Below are 15,910 nucleotides of genomic sequence, written 5' to 3' on the forward strand. Positions count from 1 at the left end.
GGCGAAGCCGAAGGCGTCCGAATGCTCGCCCGCCCGGCCGCTGGCATGCGCGTTGCACGCTTGCCCCCATGACCTCGCCATCCCGTGTCAGCGCCGTGCAGTCCGGCCATGGCAGCATCGCCGGCATGCCTGCCGCTCCTCGTCCTGGCCAGTCCACCTGGCCCGCCACGCTCGCCCTGGCGGCCGCCATGGTGCTGTACGTGGGCGGGCTGCAGCTGTGGGACCAGCTCACGCCGAGCGCGCGGGCCGTGGCCCAGGGACAGCCGCTCACCATCGGCCCGGCCCGCTTCGTGCCGGCGCCCGGCTGGCAGATGGACGTGGCCCGCTCGCGGCCCGGCCAGTCGCTGGTGCTGGTCAAGAGCGGCCACAGCTTTTCGGTGCAGACCGCTGCCTGGCATGGCGACGCCGACGGCCTGCTGCGGCGCGAACAGCGGCTGCTGGAGCGCGGCTACCGCCTGCGCGTGGAAGGCGAGCCCTCGGACTTCTTCACCGACTGGGGCCTGCAGGGCACCACCTTCGCCTACTACGGGGCGCGCACGAGCGGTCGGCTCTGGCTGGTGATGGACGAGGCGCGCGCCACCGTCGTCACCGTCGACTTCTACGGCCCCAACCAGGACACCGACGCCGGCGCGCAGGCGCTGACCGAGGCGCAGGACATGCTGGCCTCGATGGACCTGGGCGCCGCATGAGACCGCTGGTCGTGCCGGCCGCGCCTTCACCCCCATCCGCCCACGAGCCCAAGGCCCTGGCGCGCCTGCACGCCTTCGAGGCCGAGGAGCCCTTCTTCCAGCCGCGGCGGGCCGCCTTCTGGCTGATGGTGGCGCTGCTGCTGCTCGGGCTCTGGTCCATGGGTCAGCTCTACCTGTCGGGCCTGCGCGTGGTGCCGGTGGCGGCGCTGCTGGCCACGCTGGCGTGGGCGCTGTACGCGCGCCTGTTCATGGCCGCCTTCGGCGCCATGGACCTGCTGGCGCAGCACCGGCCCGCGGCCTACGGCCTCGCCTTTGCCTGGGGCGGCCTGGCCGCGCCCACGCTGGCGGGGCCTGCCAACCGCGCCATCCAGAGCCTGGCGGCCAAGCAGGTCTCGCCCGAATTCGCCGCCACCTGGGGCCCGGCCCTGGCCGGCCCCATCACCGAGGAATTCCTCAAGCTCGCGGGCGTGCTGCTGCTGGTGCAGATGGCGCGCCGGCAGTTCCGCACCGAGCTGTCGGTGCTCATCGTCGGCGCCATGGCCGGGCTGGGTTTCCAGGTGGTGGAGAACCTGGCGTACACCGTGCGCGCGGCCATCAACTTCCCGCTGGAGAACCAGGTCTACCCGGTGCTGTGGAACCTGCTCAGCCGCGGGGTGCTGTCGGGCCCGTGGACCCATGCCGCCTTCAGCGCGGTGGCCGCCTATGGCGTGGCCTGGTACCTGCGGCACACCGAGCGCAGCCGGCCGGTGCGCGTGGGCGTGGCCGTGGCCTGCTTCGGGCTGGCCTGGGCCATGCACTTCGTCTGGAATTCGCCCTGGCTCGAAAGCTGGTTTCCCAACAGCAACCTGGGCGTCAGCTTGCTGATGGTGACCAAGGGCCTGCCCCTGCTGCTGGCCGCGGTCCTGATCTGGCGCGCCGCCACCCGCGAGACCGGTGCCTACCTGCATGCCCAGGCCGAGGCGCTGGTGCCCGAGCGCGACCTGCTGGCCGACGACGAGCGCGAGCGCCTGGGTGATCCGCTGGAACGCCTGCGCGCCCGGCGTGCCATCGGCCGCGACTACGGCCGCCGCGCGCGGCGGCTCAAGCGCCGGTTGCAGCGCGAGCAGCTGCGGCTGGTGCTCAAGGCCTCCATCTATGGGCGGGGGCGCAGGACGCTGAAGAACGAGCGGCGAATCCGGCGCCTGCGCGAGACGCTCGGCGTGCTGATGGAGCCGCGGGTGGGGCGCCTGCCGTGATCCGGGCGACGCCCGGGCCTGTGCCGTTGATGAGCGGGCGCCCGGCCTGACCTCAAGGCATCGCCCGGGTCTTCCGGCTCAAGACCACCGCCAGCGCCAGTCCCGCAGCGATCACCAGCAGCGCCACCGGAAAGGCCGCCTTCACCGCCGCCGGCCCGGCGCCGTGCGAGGACAGCGCAAAGAACAGGCCGCCGATGACGGCGGTCGACACCGCCGCGCTGATCTGCAGCGTGGCATTGACCATGCCGGCCGCCAGCCCGGCCCAGCGTGCATCCACCTGGTCCACGTTCAGCCGCACCAGCGCAGGCAGCGCGATGCCCTGGCCGAGTCCGATAAGGAACAGCGGCCCCGGCAGCCATCCTGGCGCATCGACCCAGGCCAGGCCCGCGGCAGCCAGCACGCCCACCACCTCCAGGCCCATGCCGAATGCCGCGGTGTCAGCGCCCAGCCGTCGCGCCAGGGTCGCGCCGCTGAGTGGTCCGAGCAGGAAGCCGACGCCCAACGGCAGCACGGCCAGCCCCGCGGTCAACGGGTCGTGGCCCAGCCCTCTCTGTTCGTAGACGGCGAACACCAGAAAGAAGGGCGCCAGCGTGTAGAAGAAGAACGCGGCGGCCAGGCTGCGCCGCAGGCCCGGCGAGGCCAGCGCAGCGGGCGGCACCAGCGGCGTGCCGCGGCCCCGCTCCTGCCGCTGTTCCCAACGCCAGAACGCAAGCAGGAGCGGCGGCGCGAGCGCGAGAACGCCGACGCACCACGTGGGCCAGCCTTGCTCGCGCCCTTCGATGAGCGGCACCACCAGCGCCAGCAGGCCGGCAGCCAGCAGCAGCGCGCCCACGATGTCCAGGCGCGCCGCCTGCTCGGAGCGGCTATCGCGCACCCAGGCGATGGCTGCCGGAATGGCCAGCGCGATGATCGGCAGGTTGATCAGGAAGACCGTGCGCCACCCCTGCCCGAAGAGGTCGGCCGACACCAGCAGGCCGCCCAGCAACTGGCCGGCCACCGAGGCCGCGCCGAAGGTGGCGCCGTACATGCCGAGGGCACGCGACTTCTCCCCGGCCGGAAAGATGGCATGGATGGACGCCAGCGACTGCGGCGCCATCACCGCCGCACTGATGCCCTGCAGCAGCCGGCCCCCGACCAGCACGCCCGGCGAGGGCGCGCAGCCGCACAGCGCCGACGCCACGCCGAAGCCCAGCATCCCGGCGATGAACATGCGCTTGCGCCCATACAGGTCGCCCAGCCGCCCGCCGAGGATCAGCGTCACGGCATAGGCCGCCGCATACACCGACACGACCAGCTGGGCCAGCGAAGGCGTCGCCTGCAGGTCGGCCTGGATGGCGGGCAGCGCCACGTTGACGATGAAGAAGTCCAGCGGCGGCAGCAGCGTGCCGGCCAGCAGCACGCACAGGGCCAGCCATCGGCGGGCATCGGCGCCGCTGCCTTGCTGCCCGGATGTCGAAAGGTTCATGGCCACCTTCATGTGGACCGAGCCTTTGTGACTGTCATGACCCGGCCCTCAGTCTTGCGGCGGGAAGTCGGTCGCGATGGACAGGTCGCGCCAGGCAGCGATGTCCGCGCGGAAGGCCTCCAGCTTGCGCGCGGCCGTCCGGTGCGCCGCCGGCCCCAGGGGCAGGTGCAGCGGCGGGTTGTCGGCGTCGACGGCCTGCAGCATGACGGCGACGGCCTTGGCCGGATCGCCGGCCTGCCTGCCATCGTTGCGTTCGCGGTAGTCGCGCCGGGCATGGGCCGTCTGCGCGTAGGCGTCGATCCGGCGGGCCGCCGTGGCCATCGAGCGCCCCAGGAACTCGGTGCGGAAGGGCCCGGGCTCCACGATGATCACCTTCACGCCCAGGGGCGCGAGTTCCTCGGCCAGCGCTTCGGAGAGCCCTTCCACCGCGAACTTGGTCGCGTTGTAGAAGCCCGAGCCGGCCGAGCCCGCGATGCCGGCGCCGGACGACAGGTTGACGATGCGCGCCCCGGGGCGCTGGCGCAGCGCCGGCAGCGCGGCGCGGGTGGTCTCGATCAGGCCGAACACATTGATCTCGAAGACCGGCCGGTACTCGTGCGGCTCGCCTTCCTCGATGGCCCCGATGAAGCCGACGCCCGCGTTGTTGACCAGAACGTCCAGGCCGCCGAAGGTGCGCTCGGCCAGCGCCACGGCCTGCGCGGCATCGCCAGGACGGGTGACGTCGAGCGCGACCACCTGCACGGTCTGCGGGTAGCGCTGGCGCAGGTCTTCCAGCGAAGCGACGGACCGCGCGGTGGCCACCAGCCGGTCGCCGCGTGCGGCCACCGCCTCGGCCAGGGCGCGGCCCAGGCCCGCCGAGCAGCCGGTGATCAACCAGGTCTTCTTCTGCATGCTTTTCCTTTCGATGCGGTGAGCCGGCCGAGGCGCCGGCATGGAAGGAATCTAGCGATCTGAATCTGTTCGACAACTGACAATGCTGTACGCTGCCCGTTCATTTCTGAAAGGGGTCGTGCCGTGGAGTGGAGCGATGTGCGCATCTTCCTGGCCGTGGTGCGCGCGGGCACCCTGGGCGGTGCCGCACGCGCCTTGCAGCTGAGCCATCCGACCATCGGGCGCCGGCTGCGGGCCCTGGAGCAGGCCGTGGGCCACACGCTGTTCCAGCGCACCGCGGACGGCTTCGTGCCCACGGACGAGGGCGCGGGCATCGTGGCGCTGGCCGAGCAGATGGAGGAGGGCGCGCTCGCCATGCAGCGGCGCCTGGCGGGCGGGGAAGAGAAGCTGCAGGGCAGCCTGCGGATCTCGTCGGCCGACTGGTTCGGCGCCTTCGTCCTGCCGCCGATCATTGCGGACTACGCCCGGTCGTACCCGCGCGTCGATCTCGAAGTGCTGACCGGCACGCGCCTGTTCAACCTGGCGCAGCGGGAGGCCGACATCGCGTTCCGGATCGCCCCCTTCAACGCGCCCGACGTGGTGCAACGCAAGCTGGTGCGCCTGCCCTACGGCGTCTACATCGCGACGGCCTCACCCGACCCGGTGTTCGGCGACGGCGCGGGCTTTCGGCTCATCACGCACGACACCTCGACCGGCCAGTTCCCGGACATCGCGTGGCTGAAGACCCGATTTCCCAACGCCCGGCCGCTGCTGGCATCGAACAACCGCAACGTGCAGGCCCGCATGAGCAGCCACGGCATCGGCATCGCCGTGCTGCCCCAGGTGGTGGGCAACCAGGTGGGCGGCCTGCGCCGGCTGCAACTGCCGGAAGAGCCGCCCGCCCGGGAGATCTGGATGGGCTATCACCGCGACCTGCGGCGGCTGAATCGGCTGCGGGCGTTCATTGCGATCGTGAATGAGCATGTGGCCGGGCTGCAGGGCTGAGGCGCAGGGCAGATCGAGCCGACTGCGTCTTCAGGCGTCGTCCTCGGCCGGAGCCTCGCCCTCTGGCGCCTTCAGGACCTCGAGCACCGTGTCGCACATGGCGTACATCTGGTCCACGAAGGCCGGGCCCAGGGCCGCTTCGAGTTCCTGGTAGACGGCCTCCATGTCCTCGCTCACGTCCGCGAACATCTGCTGCGCCCGGCGCGAGAGCGACACATGCTGCCGGCGCTGGTCGTCCGGGTGCCGCTCGCGCTGCACCAGTCCCAGGCCTTCCATGCGCGCGAGCACGCCGCTCAGGCTGGGGCTGGAGATATGGCAGATGGCACAGAGCTCCCGCGGCTCCAGCGTGCCGCGCACATGGAGCGCGCGAAGGATGCGGAACTGCTGCTCCGTCAGGCCCGTCTTCTTGAGCACATGGCGGAAGCGGCCCACGATGGCGGCGCGCACCTGCAGCAGCAGCAAGGGAAGGTTGCGCCGCGGCTGCGCACGGGCTGAAGGGGCGGGGGAGGGTCGACGCTGGCGGCTGCGCGCGGCGGGCTTGTTCGTCAAGATGCGGCTTCGGTCGGGCGGCCTCCCGATGGGGCGGCCTGCGGGTCGCCCGGATGGTAATGGACCCCCTCTTTCCGCGCTCCTCAGAGCGGCGCGATGCGCGCGTGCAGCAAGGCGCTACGCCCTTCGTCCAGCGCGCGGATGCAGCGGGCGACGGCCGCCTCGACATCGGCCGGATCGACCAGCCGCTCGCCATGCGCACCGGCGGCCTCGGCCACGCCGGCGAAGTCCATGCCGGTGGGCAGCACCGATGCGTACTCGTCCGTCGCGAAGGCCCGGCCCTTGGGGTACATGCGCAGGGTGGCTTCCTTCACCGCGGACCAGCCGCCGTTGTCGAGCACGACGGTCAAGATCGGCAGGCCGTACTCCTGCGCCACGGCCAGCGTGGAGGTGGCATTGCTGAAGTAGAAGGTGCCGTCGCCCACGAAATGCACCACGCGGGCGTCGGGCCGCGCCAGCTTCACGCCCAGCGCCGTGCCGGCCGAAAAGCCCAGCCCCCCGCCCGGCAGCCCCAGCAGCGTGCCGGGCTCGTTGCGCGGCACCTGGTCGAACACCGTGAGCGTGTTGCGGATGCCTTCGTTGAGCACGGTGTCGCGGCTGTCCAGCGCCCGGTGGATGGCGGCGCACAGGTAGGCCGGGTTGATGGCACCGCGCTCGCCGGGCGCTTGCGCCGCGGCGTCGATCCTGCGCTGGCGCTCGGCATGTTCGCGTTCGAGCTTCCTCATCCGCTCGGCCGCCCTTGCCTCGAAGGCCGGCGTGGCGAGCGACTTCACGGCGTCGATGAGCTGGGCCAGCAGCAGTTCGCTGTCGCCCTCGATGCGTGCGTGGGTCGCAAAGCCCCACATCGGCATGTCGCGCTTGATGGCGTCGAGGTCCATCTGCGCCCACCAGGCGTTCGGGTTGACGCGGGTGGTCTTCGGCACCCAGGGCACGTCGACGTCCAGCATCAGGCCGACGTCGGCCTTCTCGGCGAAGGGGCCGGGCAGGTAGCCGGCAAAGCAGGGGCTGTCGCGGCGGATGTTCAGGTGCACGCTGTTGAACTCGCACACGCGCATGCCGACGAGTCGCGCCAGCGCGTCCACCAGGGCGGGCGTGCGCGGATGGCGGCCGGCATAGGCGGTGACCAGCAGCGGGTCTTCGCTGGCCACGAGCTTTTCCGCGATCTGCTGGATCGGCGCCGGATGCGCGCCGCCGGCCTTGACGGGCCGGTGGCTGGCCGCCGGAAAGGGATGCAGCTCCTGCGGCGGGCAGGGCGCGGCCAGCATCTCGCGCGGCAGCATCAGGTACACGGGGCCCGGTGGATCGCTCTGCATCACCGAGTGCGCGCGGGCGATGACTTCGGCCGCCATCGACGGCCAGGGCAGCGTGTATTCCCACTTGACGTAGGGACGCACCACGCTGCCTTGGTCGAAGGGCTCCTGCACGAAGTGCACATAGGTGTCGCGCCCGCCCTCCACCTGGTTGAAGGTGGTGGCCGGCGCGCGGCCGGCCATCAGCAGCACCGGCACGCGGGCGCGGAACAGGTTGTGCATGGCCATGGCCGAGTTGGCCGTGCCGGCATCGACATGCACCAGCACCGCCTGGCCGCGGCCGGTGGCGATGGCGTAGCCGCCGGCCATGTGCAGGGCCGTGTTCTCGTGCGGGCAGAGCACCACCTGGGGCAACGCCCGCCCTTGCTCGCGCCACCGCGCCATCTCTTCGATGAGCGGCGCGTGGTCCGTCCCCAGGTTGCAGAACAGGTAGTCGACGCCGTGGTCCAGCAGCGCCTGCAGCAGATGGTGCGAGGCGGTGTGGGGGGTGGTGTCGTCGTCGTCGGGGGAGCGTTGGAGGTCCATGGGGGCGTGGTCAGTTGGTCTGCGCGGCCAGTCCGGCGGCCCGAACGGCCGGCGCGAAGGCGCTCTGCTCGGCCTGGATGCGCTTGCGCACGGCATCGGGTGCGGCGTAGTCGGCCTCGTGGCCCAGGCGCACGAAGGCCTCGCGCGTGGCGGGGTTGGCGAGCGCCTTGTTCAGCTCGGCGGACAGCTTGTCGACCACGGCGCGCGGCGTCTTCGCCGGCGCGTAGAGCGCGAGCCACACCTCGAACTCGGTGCCGGGGAAGCCGGCTTCGGCCAAGGTCGGCACGTCCGGCAGGAAGGGCGAGCGCTTCTCGGACGCGACGGCCAGCGGGCGCAGCTTGCCGTCCTGGATCTGCGCGTTGAGCGGCGCCAGGTCGGCCATCACCATCACGGTCCGCCCGGTCACCAGATCGGCGATGGCGGGCGTGAAGCCGTTGTAGGGCACGTGGATCATCTTGGCGCCGGCACGCTGGATCAGCATCTCGGTGCCGATGTGCGCCATCGAGCCGATGCCGTTGCTCGCATAGGCCAGCGCGCCGTCGCGCGCCTTCGGGTCGGCGAGCAGGTCCTTCGCGCTCCTGTAGGGCTGCGTGGCCGACACCGCGAGGAAGTAGGGCAGGCGCGACACCTGGCCCACCGGCACGAAGTCGTTGAGCGGCACGAAGGGCAGCTTGGCCTGCGTGAGCGGCAGCAGCGTCATGGTGGAGCCGCCCGTCAGCAGCAGCGTGTAGCCATCCGGCGCCGCGCGAGCCACCGCCTCGGCCGCGATCACGGTGTTGCCGCCGGGCTTGGACTCGACGACGAAGCTCTGGCCCATCGCCGTCCCCAGGGACTGGGCCACCAGGCGGGCGGCGGCATCCACGCCGCCGCCGGGGGCGTAGGGAATGAGGATGCGCACGGGCTTGGACGGATAGGCCTCCTGGGCCAGGCTGGCCCCCGCGACCACGGACAGCGCGACCGCGAGGACGCAACGAACTAGCTTCACCATGTCTGTCTCCTGAGTCGTGACTGCCTGGGGCGTCGCTCGGGGGGGCAGATCACTAATATGTGAGCGATTTGGGGATGCTAGGGGGGAAGGGGGGAGACAGGTTCAGCAGTTACCCGCAGAGCGTTCTTTGCTCGGGGCTGAATGGGCGGGGGATGCTCCACAACGAGCGGCGGATCCGCCGCTTGCGGCAGACGCTCCGGGTGGTGGTGGAGCCGAGGGTGGGCGGCCGCCATGAGGCGGGCCGAAACCATGTCGAGGCCGCAGGTGCTATTCGATGGTTGCGACAGCGTCGCAACCATCTGCCTGTCGGTCAGCCCTTCTGGCTAGCTCCCCGGCAAGGTCGACAGCAGCCGGGCCCCGCATTCGGTCAGGTCGCCCTCGAAGGCAACGACGCGCCCGCGGTGGCGCCGCTCGGTGTGCGCCGGCACGATCCGGAAGATGCCACCGCAGCTGGGGCAGCGCGCCACACATCCTTCGCCGGTCACCGGCTTGCCCAGCACCATCATGTCCAGCGCGGTCAGCACTTCCCCGCCGTGGTCGGTGGGGTCGCCCAGGCGGACCACGGGCCGGTTTCGCGAATCACGCATTGGCGCCCCCCGTCTTGACGATCACGACGCTCTCGGAATCTTCCGGTCCGCGCCTCATGCAACCGCCCCCTCCTCGACGCTCATCTGGCGCTGGGCATTGAGCCCCTGGTTGCTGCCCTGGTAGATCTGGCGCCAGCGGATGTAGCGCTGGCCCTCGGCGACGAGGTGAATCATGTTGCTGCCGGTGGCCTGAACCCAGTTGACACCGGGGCTGCGGAACTTGCCGATGAAGCCGGCGTAGGAGTCGTGCACCCATTCGTCGAAGAAGCGCCCCAGGTCGTAGGAGACGGTGCCCGTCTTGATCTCCTTGTAGATCTGCAAGGCCTTGGCGTGGAAGCCGCGGATCACCTCGCGGTTGCCCATGAAGTCGATGGGTCCGGGCGGGCGCTCCAGCAGGTCGACCTGCTGCTCGAAGATCTGCTGGCCGCGCAGGTAGTAGTCCAGGCCCTCGGCGTCGAACCGGCGGGCCTGCTTGACGCTGGCCAGCTCGGCAAAGCCGTTCTTGCGGCGGGTGACGGCATAGCGCCAGGCCAGGTAGCACTGGCCGTGGCGGCGCAGGGCCTCGCGGGTGTCCAGGCCGGTGGGGACGCCGCAGGTGGAGAAGTAGGTTTCTACGGCCTTGCGGATCTGGGGTTGGGAGTCGAGGCCGAACTGCGACGGCAGCATAAGGCGTGCAGCCGCAGAACTGTCGAGCGCGATCCAAGGCACGAAGACATGCCCATCGCAGGCTTGCACGGCCGCGTCGTACATGTGCTTGAGCGTCAGGTTTGACAGGCGCAGGTCGTCGGCCAGCTCCGGCTGCTCGAAGAACTGGCCCAACTGGTCGCGCTGGCGCTTGAAACGAATGCCCTTGCCCTGCTCGCCCGCGGCGTAGCCGCCCCCCACGTCGCTGTGCGCGCCGGGGCAGTGGTGCTCCTGGCAGTTGAGCGGAAGGCCGCCGGCCTGCGCCACGCTGTCCGAAGGGAAGTTGGTCCGCAGCTCATGCAGCGCGACGTGATGCAGGCAATTGCGCACCTCGGGGTGGATGCGCAGGTCCTCGGCGGTGGCCCATGCGTTGTGGCCGTCGGAGCCGATGGCATCGGTCAGGCCGACGGAGGCGACGGTGTCGAAGATGCCGAGCATGCGCACATAGGCGGGCACGCCGAAGAGCTGGCCCTGGAGCATGAGGTACTGGTGCAGCCAGGAGACGAAGACGCGGGCCTGGGCGGCGCCGCGGGAGAAGCCGAAGACGTCCAGGTAGATGGCCTTGGGCCGAGGCCGGGTGGCGCGCTGGGCGATCTGCTGGCGCAACTCGCCGCAGATGCGAGAGAGGAACTTGCGGCGCTCGCCGGCGATGGAGGCGCCCAGGAAGCTGCGGTCGCTGGCGCCGACGAGGCCGCAGGGCAGGCCGAGTTGCTCGAGGATCTTCTGCTCGGGCGTCAGGCGAGGGGGTGCGGTGCTGGCATCGCCGGCGTTGGTATCGGGGAGTCGGGTTTCCGAGCAGAGGGCGGCGAGGGCCTTTCCGTCGAACCTTGGGGCGTCGGCATTGATGACTCGATGAAGCGCGTTGCACACCTGCAGCAGCCCATAGACGATCCGCGCCTCACCTCCTGCGCCAAAGGGACCACCCATTGCGTCGGCCGCCTCCTGTGCGATCTCGGTGAACGGGGTGCCCACGCCGGATACGTAGTAACGGAAGCAACCGTCCTCTGGGGCGTTGCGATAGGCCAGGGAAAGTTTCCAGACGTTCGTGTCGAACTTGGAGGGGTGAAAGCTGTGGTTGTTGTCGGTGCCGTCGAAGAACAGGCCGATGTTGATGATCTGCTCGCAGAAGGCGGCCTGTGGGAACGCCAATGGCTTGGCGTACTGCATCGTGGCGGGTTCGAGGATGGTTTTGTAAGCGCTCATGTTGTTCTCCCTGTGGGTGCTGTCAGTTAGCTTTGATGGGCTGGGGTGAGGGCTTTTCTCCAGGTAGTGGGCTGTAAGAAGGGGCAGGCCCTCTTGGAAAGGCAGGTCCCGGATAGATCGAGCTGTTGGGATATGGGCGGCTAACCCACACCTGGACTTGATGCCCTGGCAGGAAGTGCACGTACATGCCGGAGCTATCGCCAGGCTCAACGGCGAAGTGGATGGGGACGGTGGCTTCGTGTTCGAGGAGTTCGTCGACGTCGTCCCGGTAGGTCTGCCAGCGGACGGTGGCGAGGATGGGCTTGGTGATATGGAGAGGAAGCAGGACGCAGCAATCGCCTGCGCCGCCGCCGCCCCAGCCCAAGATGCCGGGGCCGCGAAATTGGTTGTTGATGGAGAACCGTGGTATGCCGATGCCGTCCCCGTAGTGCCCCACGGCGCCCACGGGCACGCCGATGGTCCGCTTGTCGGGAAAGAGGTCTTCGGAGGAGCCTGCACAGCCGGCGGCGAGCAGGGCCAGGGCAAGGGCTGCCAGTGCGCGGGTCAGGCAGCGTGCGAGGTTCATGCGGCCTCCTGGCAGGGTGTCGAGTGCGGCTGACCTGAGGCGGGTTGCGCAGGCACGCTGTGATGCCGGGCGGCGCGCAGGCGGAGCTTGTTGTCGGTGCCGTCGAAGAACAGGCCGATGTTGATGATCTGCTCGCAGAAGGCGGCCTGTGGGAACGCCAATGGCTTGGCGTACTGCATCGTGGCGGGTTCGAGGATGGTCTTGTAGGTGCTCATGTTGTTCTCCCTGTGGATGCTGATCAGTTGGCTTTGGTGGGCTGGGGTGAGGGCTTTTCTCCGGGTAGTGGGCGGTAGGGCGGGGCGGGGCCGCGAGGGAACGCTGGGCCGGGGTACTCAGAGCTGAGTGGGGTTGGCTCGGCATACCAGACCGCCACCGTGTGCCCCGGCAGAAAGTGGACATAGAGTCCGGAGCCGCCTTCGCCTGGGTCAACGGCGAAGTGGATGGGGACGGTGGCTTCGTGTTCGAGGAGTTCGTCGACGCTGCTGCGGTAGGTCTGCCAGCGGATGGTGACCATCACAGGTCCGGTGATCTTGCGTGGGAGAAGCACGCAGCAATTGCCCGCGCCGCCGCCGCCCCAGGTCGAGACGCCGCCATCCTTGAACCTGTCGTTGATGGTGTAGAGAGGGACGCCGATGCCCTTGCCGTAGTGCCCCACGGCGCCCACGGGCACGCCGATGGTCCGCTTGTCGGGAAAGAGGTCTTCGGAGGAGCCTGCACAGCCGGCGGCGAGCAGGGCCAGGGCAAGGGCGGCCAGTACGTGCGCAAGACGTCGTGCGAGCTTCATGCGGTCTCCTGGCTGGGCGTCGAGCGCGGCGAAGACGCGACACAGGCGCTCATCGCCTGCGCGCCACGACGTTCTGCCATGCCTGTTTCATCCACGCCGCGTTCCTGATGCTCCCCGCGCCGGCCGCGAATGCCAGACGCGCCAGTTCCAGGAGCAGCGCGCGGTCGGTGCTGCCGGATTCGCGCCAATGGCGCACACAGGCCTCGGCGATGGCGAAATCCTCGTGGTGCCGCGGGTCGGCGACTTGGCCGGCCGCGCGGCCCATGCGCAGCAGCAGCGCGTCCGGCTCTCCTGCGTCGATCAACTGGTCGATCTGCGTGGCTGTCAGTCGAAGGCCCTCGAAGGCGTCCGTGTGCTCAGCGTCCAGAGCCAGCGGGCGGCGCTTGCCCTGCCGGTCCCCAATGGACCAACTGGCTATTGGCGCTGTCACGGCACGCCACTGTTCGGGGGTCAGGATGCCGGGCAGGTAGGCCATCACCCGGCAGTCCGCAATGCGCAGGCCGTAGCTTTCGCCGCTGTCGTCGGTGAACCAGACGGCGCGGCGCAGGTGGCTGGCCAGCTCGGGCAGTGCCAAGTGGGACGTGAGCACCGCAACGTGAAGGCCATGCCCGAATCCGCCGAACACGGCACGCACCTGCTTGCCGACGCCCTCGTCGGCGCGGGCTTGGTCCAGCGAGATGAGCAAAGGGCCGGCCAGGTGTTGTTCCGGATGAGGCATCAGCGGCTCGAACAGCGCGCCTGGCTTGGCGAACGCGGCCAATGCCTTGAGCTGCTCGTGCACGAGTGCACCGTCCAGCAGGACGTATCTGTACATGGAGGTCGTCGTCGCGTTCATAGCGTGGAGATGGCGCTGCCGGCGCGCGCCGCGGCCATGAGGCAAGGGATGCATACCCGCTCTGGAAGCTGCGGCAGGAGGGTCTTGGCCGTCTTGGGGCCGAAGTTCTGCACGTCCGCTGCCCACACATGGTGGGCACCGGGGGTGTTGAAGAAGAAGCCGCCGGCCGTGACGTCCAGGCGCGTGCCGCCTACGTCCAGGGAGATGCCCTTGGCGGCCTTGATGCGCACCCAGTCGCTTTCGCTGATCAGTTCCAGGACGCGCTTGGCGATGATTTCGATGCGGTCATCCTGCGCCTGAAGCTCGACAGCACCCTCGCCGGCGATGACGCGCACGCCCTGCTCCTTGGCGAACAGGCGCACCGCCTGCTGTGCGCTCGCCAGCAGGCTGCCGCTGGCCGCCACGCTGGCATGGCCGCCTGCCGTGATGGCCGTATGGCCTTCGGCGGCCAGGTGCAGCGCGCCGTGCGTGGTCGCTTCGATGCCCGCAGGGCTGGAGAGCACCAGATGGGGACTGCTCAGCTCGGGAAACTGCGTGGCGGAGCCTGCACCCGCCAGTGCCTGATGCTGCTGGCCCAGGACCTGTGACACGGTGTGCTGGTCTTCGCCATTGGCCTGCACCCGATGATGGGTGGCAACGCCCGCCAAGGCCTCGTGCCGTCGCTGCGCCGTGGCGAGCCGGGACAGCGCCTCCGCCATGTCCTTGATGTGGCCCTCTGCCCGCTCCCGTCCTTCGGTGCTGATGAGCAGGCCTTGCTGGGCACGGATGGCGCCCGGGCCATCGGTGCGCAGTTCGAAGCCTTCGCCGCGAGGATCCTTGCGCCCTGCGTTGTCTTCGATGCGGGTGATCTTGCCCAGGCTCAGCTGGCTGTGCTGGTGGTCGCTCTTGAGCTGGGCCTGGATGGCACCGTGGGTGTCATCGAGCACCAGATGATTGGAGCGGCCGCTGGCGCTGTTGCCGCCTTCCGGTGCCAGTTCGCGCGAGCGCACGCCGGAAAGCGCTGCCTGATTCGGCAGATGCCAGGGTGGCAGGTTCAGCTGGTTATGCACCCGCCCGGTACAGATGGGCAGGTCCGGATCGCCGCCCAGGAAGTCCACGATCACTTCCTGGCCCACGCGCGGAATGTGGATGGCGCCGAGCTGATTGCCCGCCCAGGGCGAGCTCACTCGCAGCCAGCAACTGCTGTGCTGATTCCTGCGGCCGATGCGGTCCCATGGGAACTGGACCTTGATGCGTCCGAGCTCGTCGGTCCAGATGTTTTCGTTGGCGGGCCCCACCACCAGGGCCGTCGCCGGGCCACGCGTATAAGGCTTTGATCGGGTCAGGGTGGGGCGCAGCGGCTCCTGGATGGGATGGACCGTCAGGTCCACTCGCACGGCCCACTGCTGGCGGCGATGTGCTGCCGCTGGGTGGGGCTGGCTGTCCTGTGCGATCTCTTCGATGCACAGATCGGTATGCAGGATGAGGTACTCCGCGTTTGCGGCAGGCCGGGGATGTTTGGCGAGGATGAAGGTGTGTCCCGGCTGCATTCCCCGCAGATTGCCACTGGCGCGCGCACGTGCACCGTGTGTGCGCAGAGCCTGCATCCTCAGCAGCGACAGCAGTCGCCCTTCCTCGAATGGGTCGGCGTCTGGGGCGGTGCCTGCGCGGGGCTGGGCGAAATGTGTACCCGCCGTGCCCTCATGCCACTGGTAGATCTCACTGTCGGCGTGCCCGGTGGGCCGTGGTTCGCGGCGAGATGCGGTGAGATCGGCCTTGGGGCGCGTGTAGTCGTAGTCGCTGGTGACGTAGCGGCCACTGGTGAGCTGGTGCGAGGGGACGAAGCTGTGGATGTATTCGGCGTCGACCTTCCAGCCCGGTGCGTGGTACTCGACGGTGTGGTACGCCTCGCTGTCGTTGCGGCTGAATGCGGCATTGCCGTCGCTGAGCACCAGGCGGTGCTTGCCTTCGATGTGCTCGAAGTGGAAGTTGATGCCCCATTCCTGGCACAGCCGATCGAAGAAGGCGAAGTCGGTCTCGTTGTACTGGACCTGGAAGTCGCGCAGCGGATAGCGCTCGCAGAGCCGCTTGTGCACGGAATACGGGTAGTCCGCCAGCAGCTCATCCAGGATGTCGACCACGGTCTTGTTCTGGAATACCTTGCAGTCGGTGGTCAACGTGGCCAGATGAAGCCAGGGGCGCAGCGTGAGCCGGTACTGAAGGTGGCGTCCTTCCTCGCCCCAGAAGTCCGCGCCGGTGACCAGCGCGCTGATCTCCCGGTGACCCGCACCGATGGCGTGGCTCGGCGCACCGACCGAACCGGGAATGAATTCGCCGGCGCCGTCCAGGTCGATGAAGCATGTGATCTCCCGGCCGATGAACGCGTCCAGGTCGAAATCGGCCCCGAGGCTGGGGCTGAAGTTGAGGGCGTCGGGTGTCTTGAGAAGGAGTTCGTATTCGAACAGTGTGTTGACGCCTTCGTGGCCGGAAAGCCGCACGGGATGAAGGGCAGGCTCGCCGTTGTGCATGGGCATGGCGGGCCCTTGCACCGCGAGGGTGGTGTGTGGCATGGATCGTTCTCCCTGAATCTGCTTGAGCAATGGCGGCGCGCTGGGGGCGCTGCAACCAGGCGCAAAG

Annotated in this window: 15 protein-coding genes; 3 read left to right on the plus strand and 12 right to left on the minus strand. The window is 69.4% G+C overall.

What is annotated here, in order from left to right; genetic code table 11:
- The first annotated feature begins 68 nt into the window (after nt 1-68).
- On the plus strand, nt 69-689 hold the full coding sequence (locus ABIC63_RS22270; protein ID WP_294375147.1) for a hypothetical protein: 621 nt from the start codon (nt 69-71) through the stop codon (nt 687-689).
- The gene (locus ABIC63_RS22275; protein ID WP_354321412.1) at nt 686-1,924 is read left to right on the plus strand and encodes a PrsW family intramembrane metalloprotease; all 1,239 of its coding nucleotides are present in this window, start codon (nt 686-688) and stop codon (nt 1,922-1,924) included. Before ABIC63_RS22270 ends, ABIC63_RS22275 begins: the two co-directional genes overlap by 4 nt.
- A 52-nt stretch (nt 1,925-1,976) precedes the next feature.
- On the opposite strand, the gene ABIC63_RS22280 is transcribed toward ABIC63_RS22275, so the two are convergent.
- Both ABIC63_RS22280 and ABIC63_RS22285 read right to left on the minus strand, forming a co-directional pair.
- The gene (locus tag ABIC63_RS22280; RefSeq protein WP_354321413.1) at nt 1,977-3,389 is read right to left on the minus strand and encodes an MFS transporter; all 1,413 of its coding nucleotides are present in this window, start codon (nt 3,387-3,389) and stop codon (nt 1,977-1,979) included.
- A gap of 48 nt (nt 3,390-3,437) precedes the next feature.
- Entirely contained in the window at nt 3,438-4,280 is an 843-nt protein-coding gene (locus tag ABIC63_RS22285; RefSeq protein ID WP_354321414.1) for an oxidoreductase, read from the minus strand.
- A gap of 123 nt (nt 4,281-4,403) precedes the next feature.
- Between ABIC63_RS22285 and ABIC63_RS22290 the strand changes: the two genes are divergently transcribed.
- Nucleotides 4,404-5,264 (plus strand): LysR family transcriptional regulator, encoded by an 861-nt coding sequence (locus ABIC63_RS22290; RefSeq protein ID WP_354321415.1) that lies wholly within the window; start codon nt 4,404-4,406, stop codon nt 5,262-5,264.
- 30 nt (nt 5,265-5,294) lie between these two features.
- Here the strand turns inward: ABIC63_RS22290 and ABIC63_RS22295 are convergent, their stop codons facing one another.
- The 10 genes from ABIC63_RS22295 to ABIC63_RS22340 form a co-directional block, all read right to left on the minus strand.
- On the minus strand, nt 5,295-5,813 hold the full coding sequence (locus tag ABIC63_RS22295) for a MarR family transcriptional regulator (protein WP_354321416.1): 519 nt from the start codon (nt 5,811-5,813) through the stop codon (nt 5,295-5,297).
- 83 nt (nt 5,814-5,896) lie between these two features.
- Nucleotides 5,897-7,648 (minus strand): thiamine pyrophosphate-requiring protein, encoded by a 1,752-nt coding sequence (locus tag ABIC63_RS22300; RefSeq protein WP_354321417.1) that lies wholly within the window; start codon nt 7,646-7,648, stop codon nt 5,897-5,899.
- A 10-nt stretch (nt 7,649-7,658) separates the two neighbouring features.
- On the minus strand, nt 7,659-8,636 hold the full coding sequence (locus ABIC63_RS22305) for a Bug family tripartite tricarboxylate transporter substrate binding protein (RefSeq protein WP_354321418.1): 978 nt from the start codon (nt 8,634-8,636) through the stop codon (nt 7,659-7,661).
- 323 nt (nt 8,637-8,959) lie between these two features.
- Nucleotides 8,960-9,223 (minus strand): PAAR domain-containing protein, encoded by a 264-nt coding sequence (locus tag ABIC63_RS22310; RefSeq protein WP_294375124.1) that lies wholly within the window; start codon nt 9,221-9,223, stop codon nt 8,960-8,962.
- Between the two features lie 54 nt (nt 9,224-9,277).
- Nucleotides 9,278-11,110 (minus strand): T6SS phospholipase effector Tle1-like catalytic domain-containing protein, encoded by a 1,833-nt coding sequence (locus ABIC63_RS22315; protein ID WP_294375121.1) that lies wholly within the window; start codon nt 11,108-11,110, stop codon nt 9,278-9,280.
- Between the two features lie 22 nt (nt 11,111-11,132).
- Nucleotides 11,133-11,675, minus strand: coding sequence for a DUF3304 domain-containing protein (locus ABIC63_RS22320; protein ID WP_294375119.1), 543 nt, complete (start codon nt 11,673-11,675; stop codon nt 11,133-11,135).
- The gene (locus tag ABIC63_RS22325) at nt 11,672-11,890 is read right to left on the minus strand and encodes a hypothetical protein (RefSeq protein ID WP_294375116.1); all 219 of its coding nucleotides are present in this window, start codon (nt 11,888-11,890) and stop codon (nt 11,672-11,674) included. Before ABIC63_RS22325 ends, ABIC63_RS22320 begins: the two co-directional genes overlap by 4 nt.
- 23 nt (nt 11,891-11,913) lie before the next feature.
- The gene (locus ABIC63_RS22330) at nt 11,914-12,459 is read right to left on the minus strand and encodes a DUF3304 domain-containing protein (RefSeq protein ID WP_294375114.1); all 546 of its coding nucleotides are present in this window, start codon (nt 12,457-12,459) and stop codon (nt 11,914-11,916) included.
- Between the two features lie 49 nt (nt 12,460-12,508).
- On the minus strand, nt 12,509-13,294 hold the full coding sequence (locus ABIC63_RS22335) for a DUF4123 domain-containing protein (RefSeq protein ID WP_294375111.1): 786 nt from the start codon (nt 13,292-13,294) through the stop codon (nt 12,509-12,511).
- Nucleotides 13,291-15,843: a type VI secretion system Vgr family protein gene (locus tag ABIC63_RS22340; RefSeq protein ID WP_294375108.1), complete on the minus strand. Its 2,553-nt coding sequence runs from the start codon at nt 15,841-15,843 to the stop codon at nt 13,291-13,293. Before ABIC63_RS22340 ends, ABIC63_RS22335 begins: the two co-directional genes overlap by 4 nt.
- Nucleotides 15,844-15,910: the final 67 nt, after the last annotated feature.

The sequence above is a fragment of the Pseudacidovorax sp. 1753 genome (genome assembly GCF_040544975.1).
In the GTDB taxonomy this organism is placed as follows: domain Bacteria; phylum Pseudomonadota; class Gammaproteobacteria; order Burkholderiales; family Burkholderiaceae_C; genus Xenophilus.

Bases quoted from the DNA above. Each gene is read 5' to 3' on its own strand.
- ABIC63_RS22270 (WP_294375147.1), top strand. From the start codon at position 69: ATGACCTCGCCATCCCGTGTCAGCGCCGTGCAGTCCGGCCATGGCAGC.
- ABIC63_RS22275 (WP_354321412.1), top strand. From the start codon at position 686: ATGAGACCGCTGGTCGTGCCGGCCGCGCCTTCACCCCCATCCGCCCAC.
- ABIC63_RS22280 (WP_354321413.1), bottom strand. From the start codon at position 3,389: ATGAACCTTTCGACATCCGGGCAGCAAGGCAGCGGCGCCGATGCCCGC.
- ABIC63_RS22285 (WP_354321414.1), bottom strand. From the start codon at position 4,280: ATGCAGAAGAAGACCTGGTTGATCACCGGCTGCTCGGCGGGCCTGGGC.
- ABIC63_RS22300 (WP_354321417.1), bottom strand. From the start codon at position 7,648: ATGGACCTCCAACGCTCCCCCGACGACGACGACACCACCCCCCACACC.
- ABIC63_RS22305 (WP_354321418.1), bottom strand. From the start codon at position 8,636: ATGGTGAAGCTAGTTCGTTGCGTCCTCGCGGTCGCGCTGTCCGTGGTC.
- ABIC63_RS22310 (WP_294375124.1), bottom strand. From the start codon at position 9,223: ATGCGTGATTCGCGAAACCGGCCCGTGGTCCGCCTGGGCGACCCCACC.
- ABIC63_RS22315 (WP_294375121.1), bottom strand. From the start codon at position 11,110: ATGAGCGCTTACAAAACCATCCTCGAACCCGCCACGATGCAGTACGCC.
- ABIC63_RS22320 (WP_294375119.1), bottom strand. From the start codon at position 11,675: ATGAACCTCGCACGCTGCCTGACCCGCGCACTGGCAGCCCTTGCCCTG.
- ABIC63_RS22325 (WP_294375116.1), bottom strand. From the start codon at position 11,890: ATGAGCACCTACAAGACCATCCTCGAACCCGCCACGATGCAGTACGCC.
- ABIC63_RS22330 (WP_294375114.1), bottom strand. From the start codon at position 12,459: ATGAAGCTCGCACGACGTCTTGCGCACGTACTGGCCGCCCTTGCCCTG.
- ABIC63_RS22335 (WP_294375111.1), bottom strand. From the start codon at position 13,294: ATGAACGCGACGACGACCTCCATGTACAGATACGTCCTGCTGGACGGT.
- ABIC63_RS22340 (WP_294375108.1), bottom strand. From the start codon at position 15,843: ATGCCACACACCACCCTCGCGGTGCAAGGGCCCGCCATGCCCATGCAC.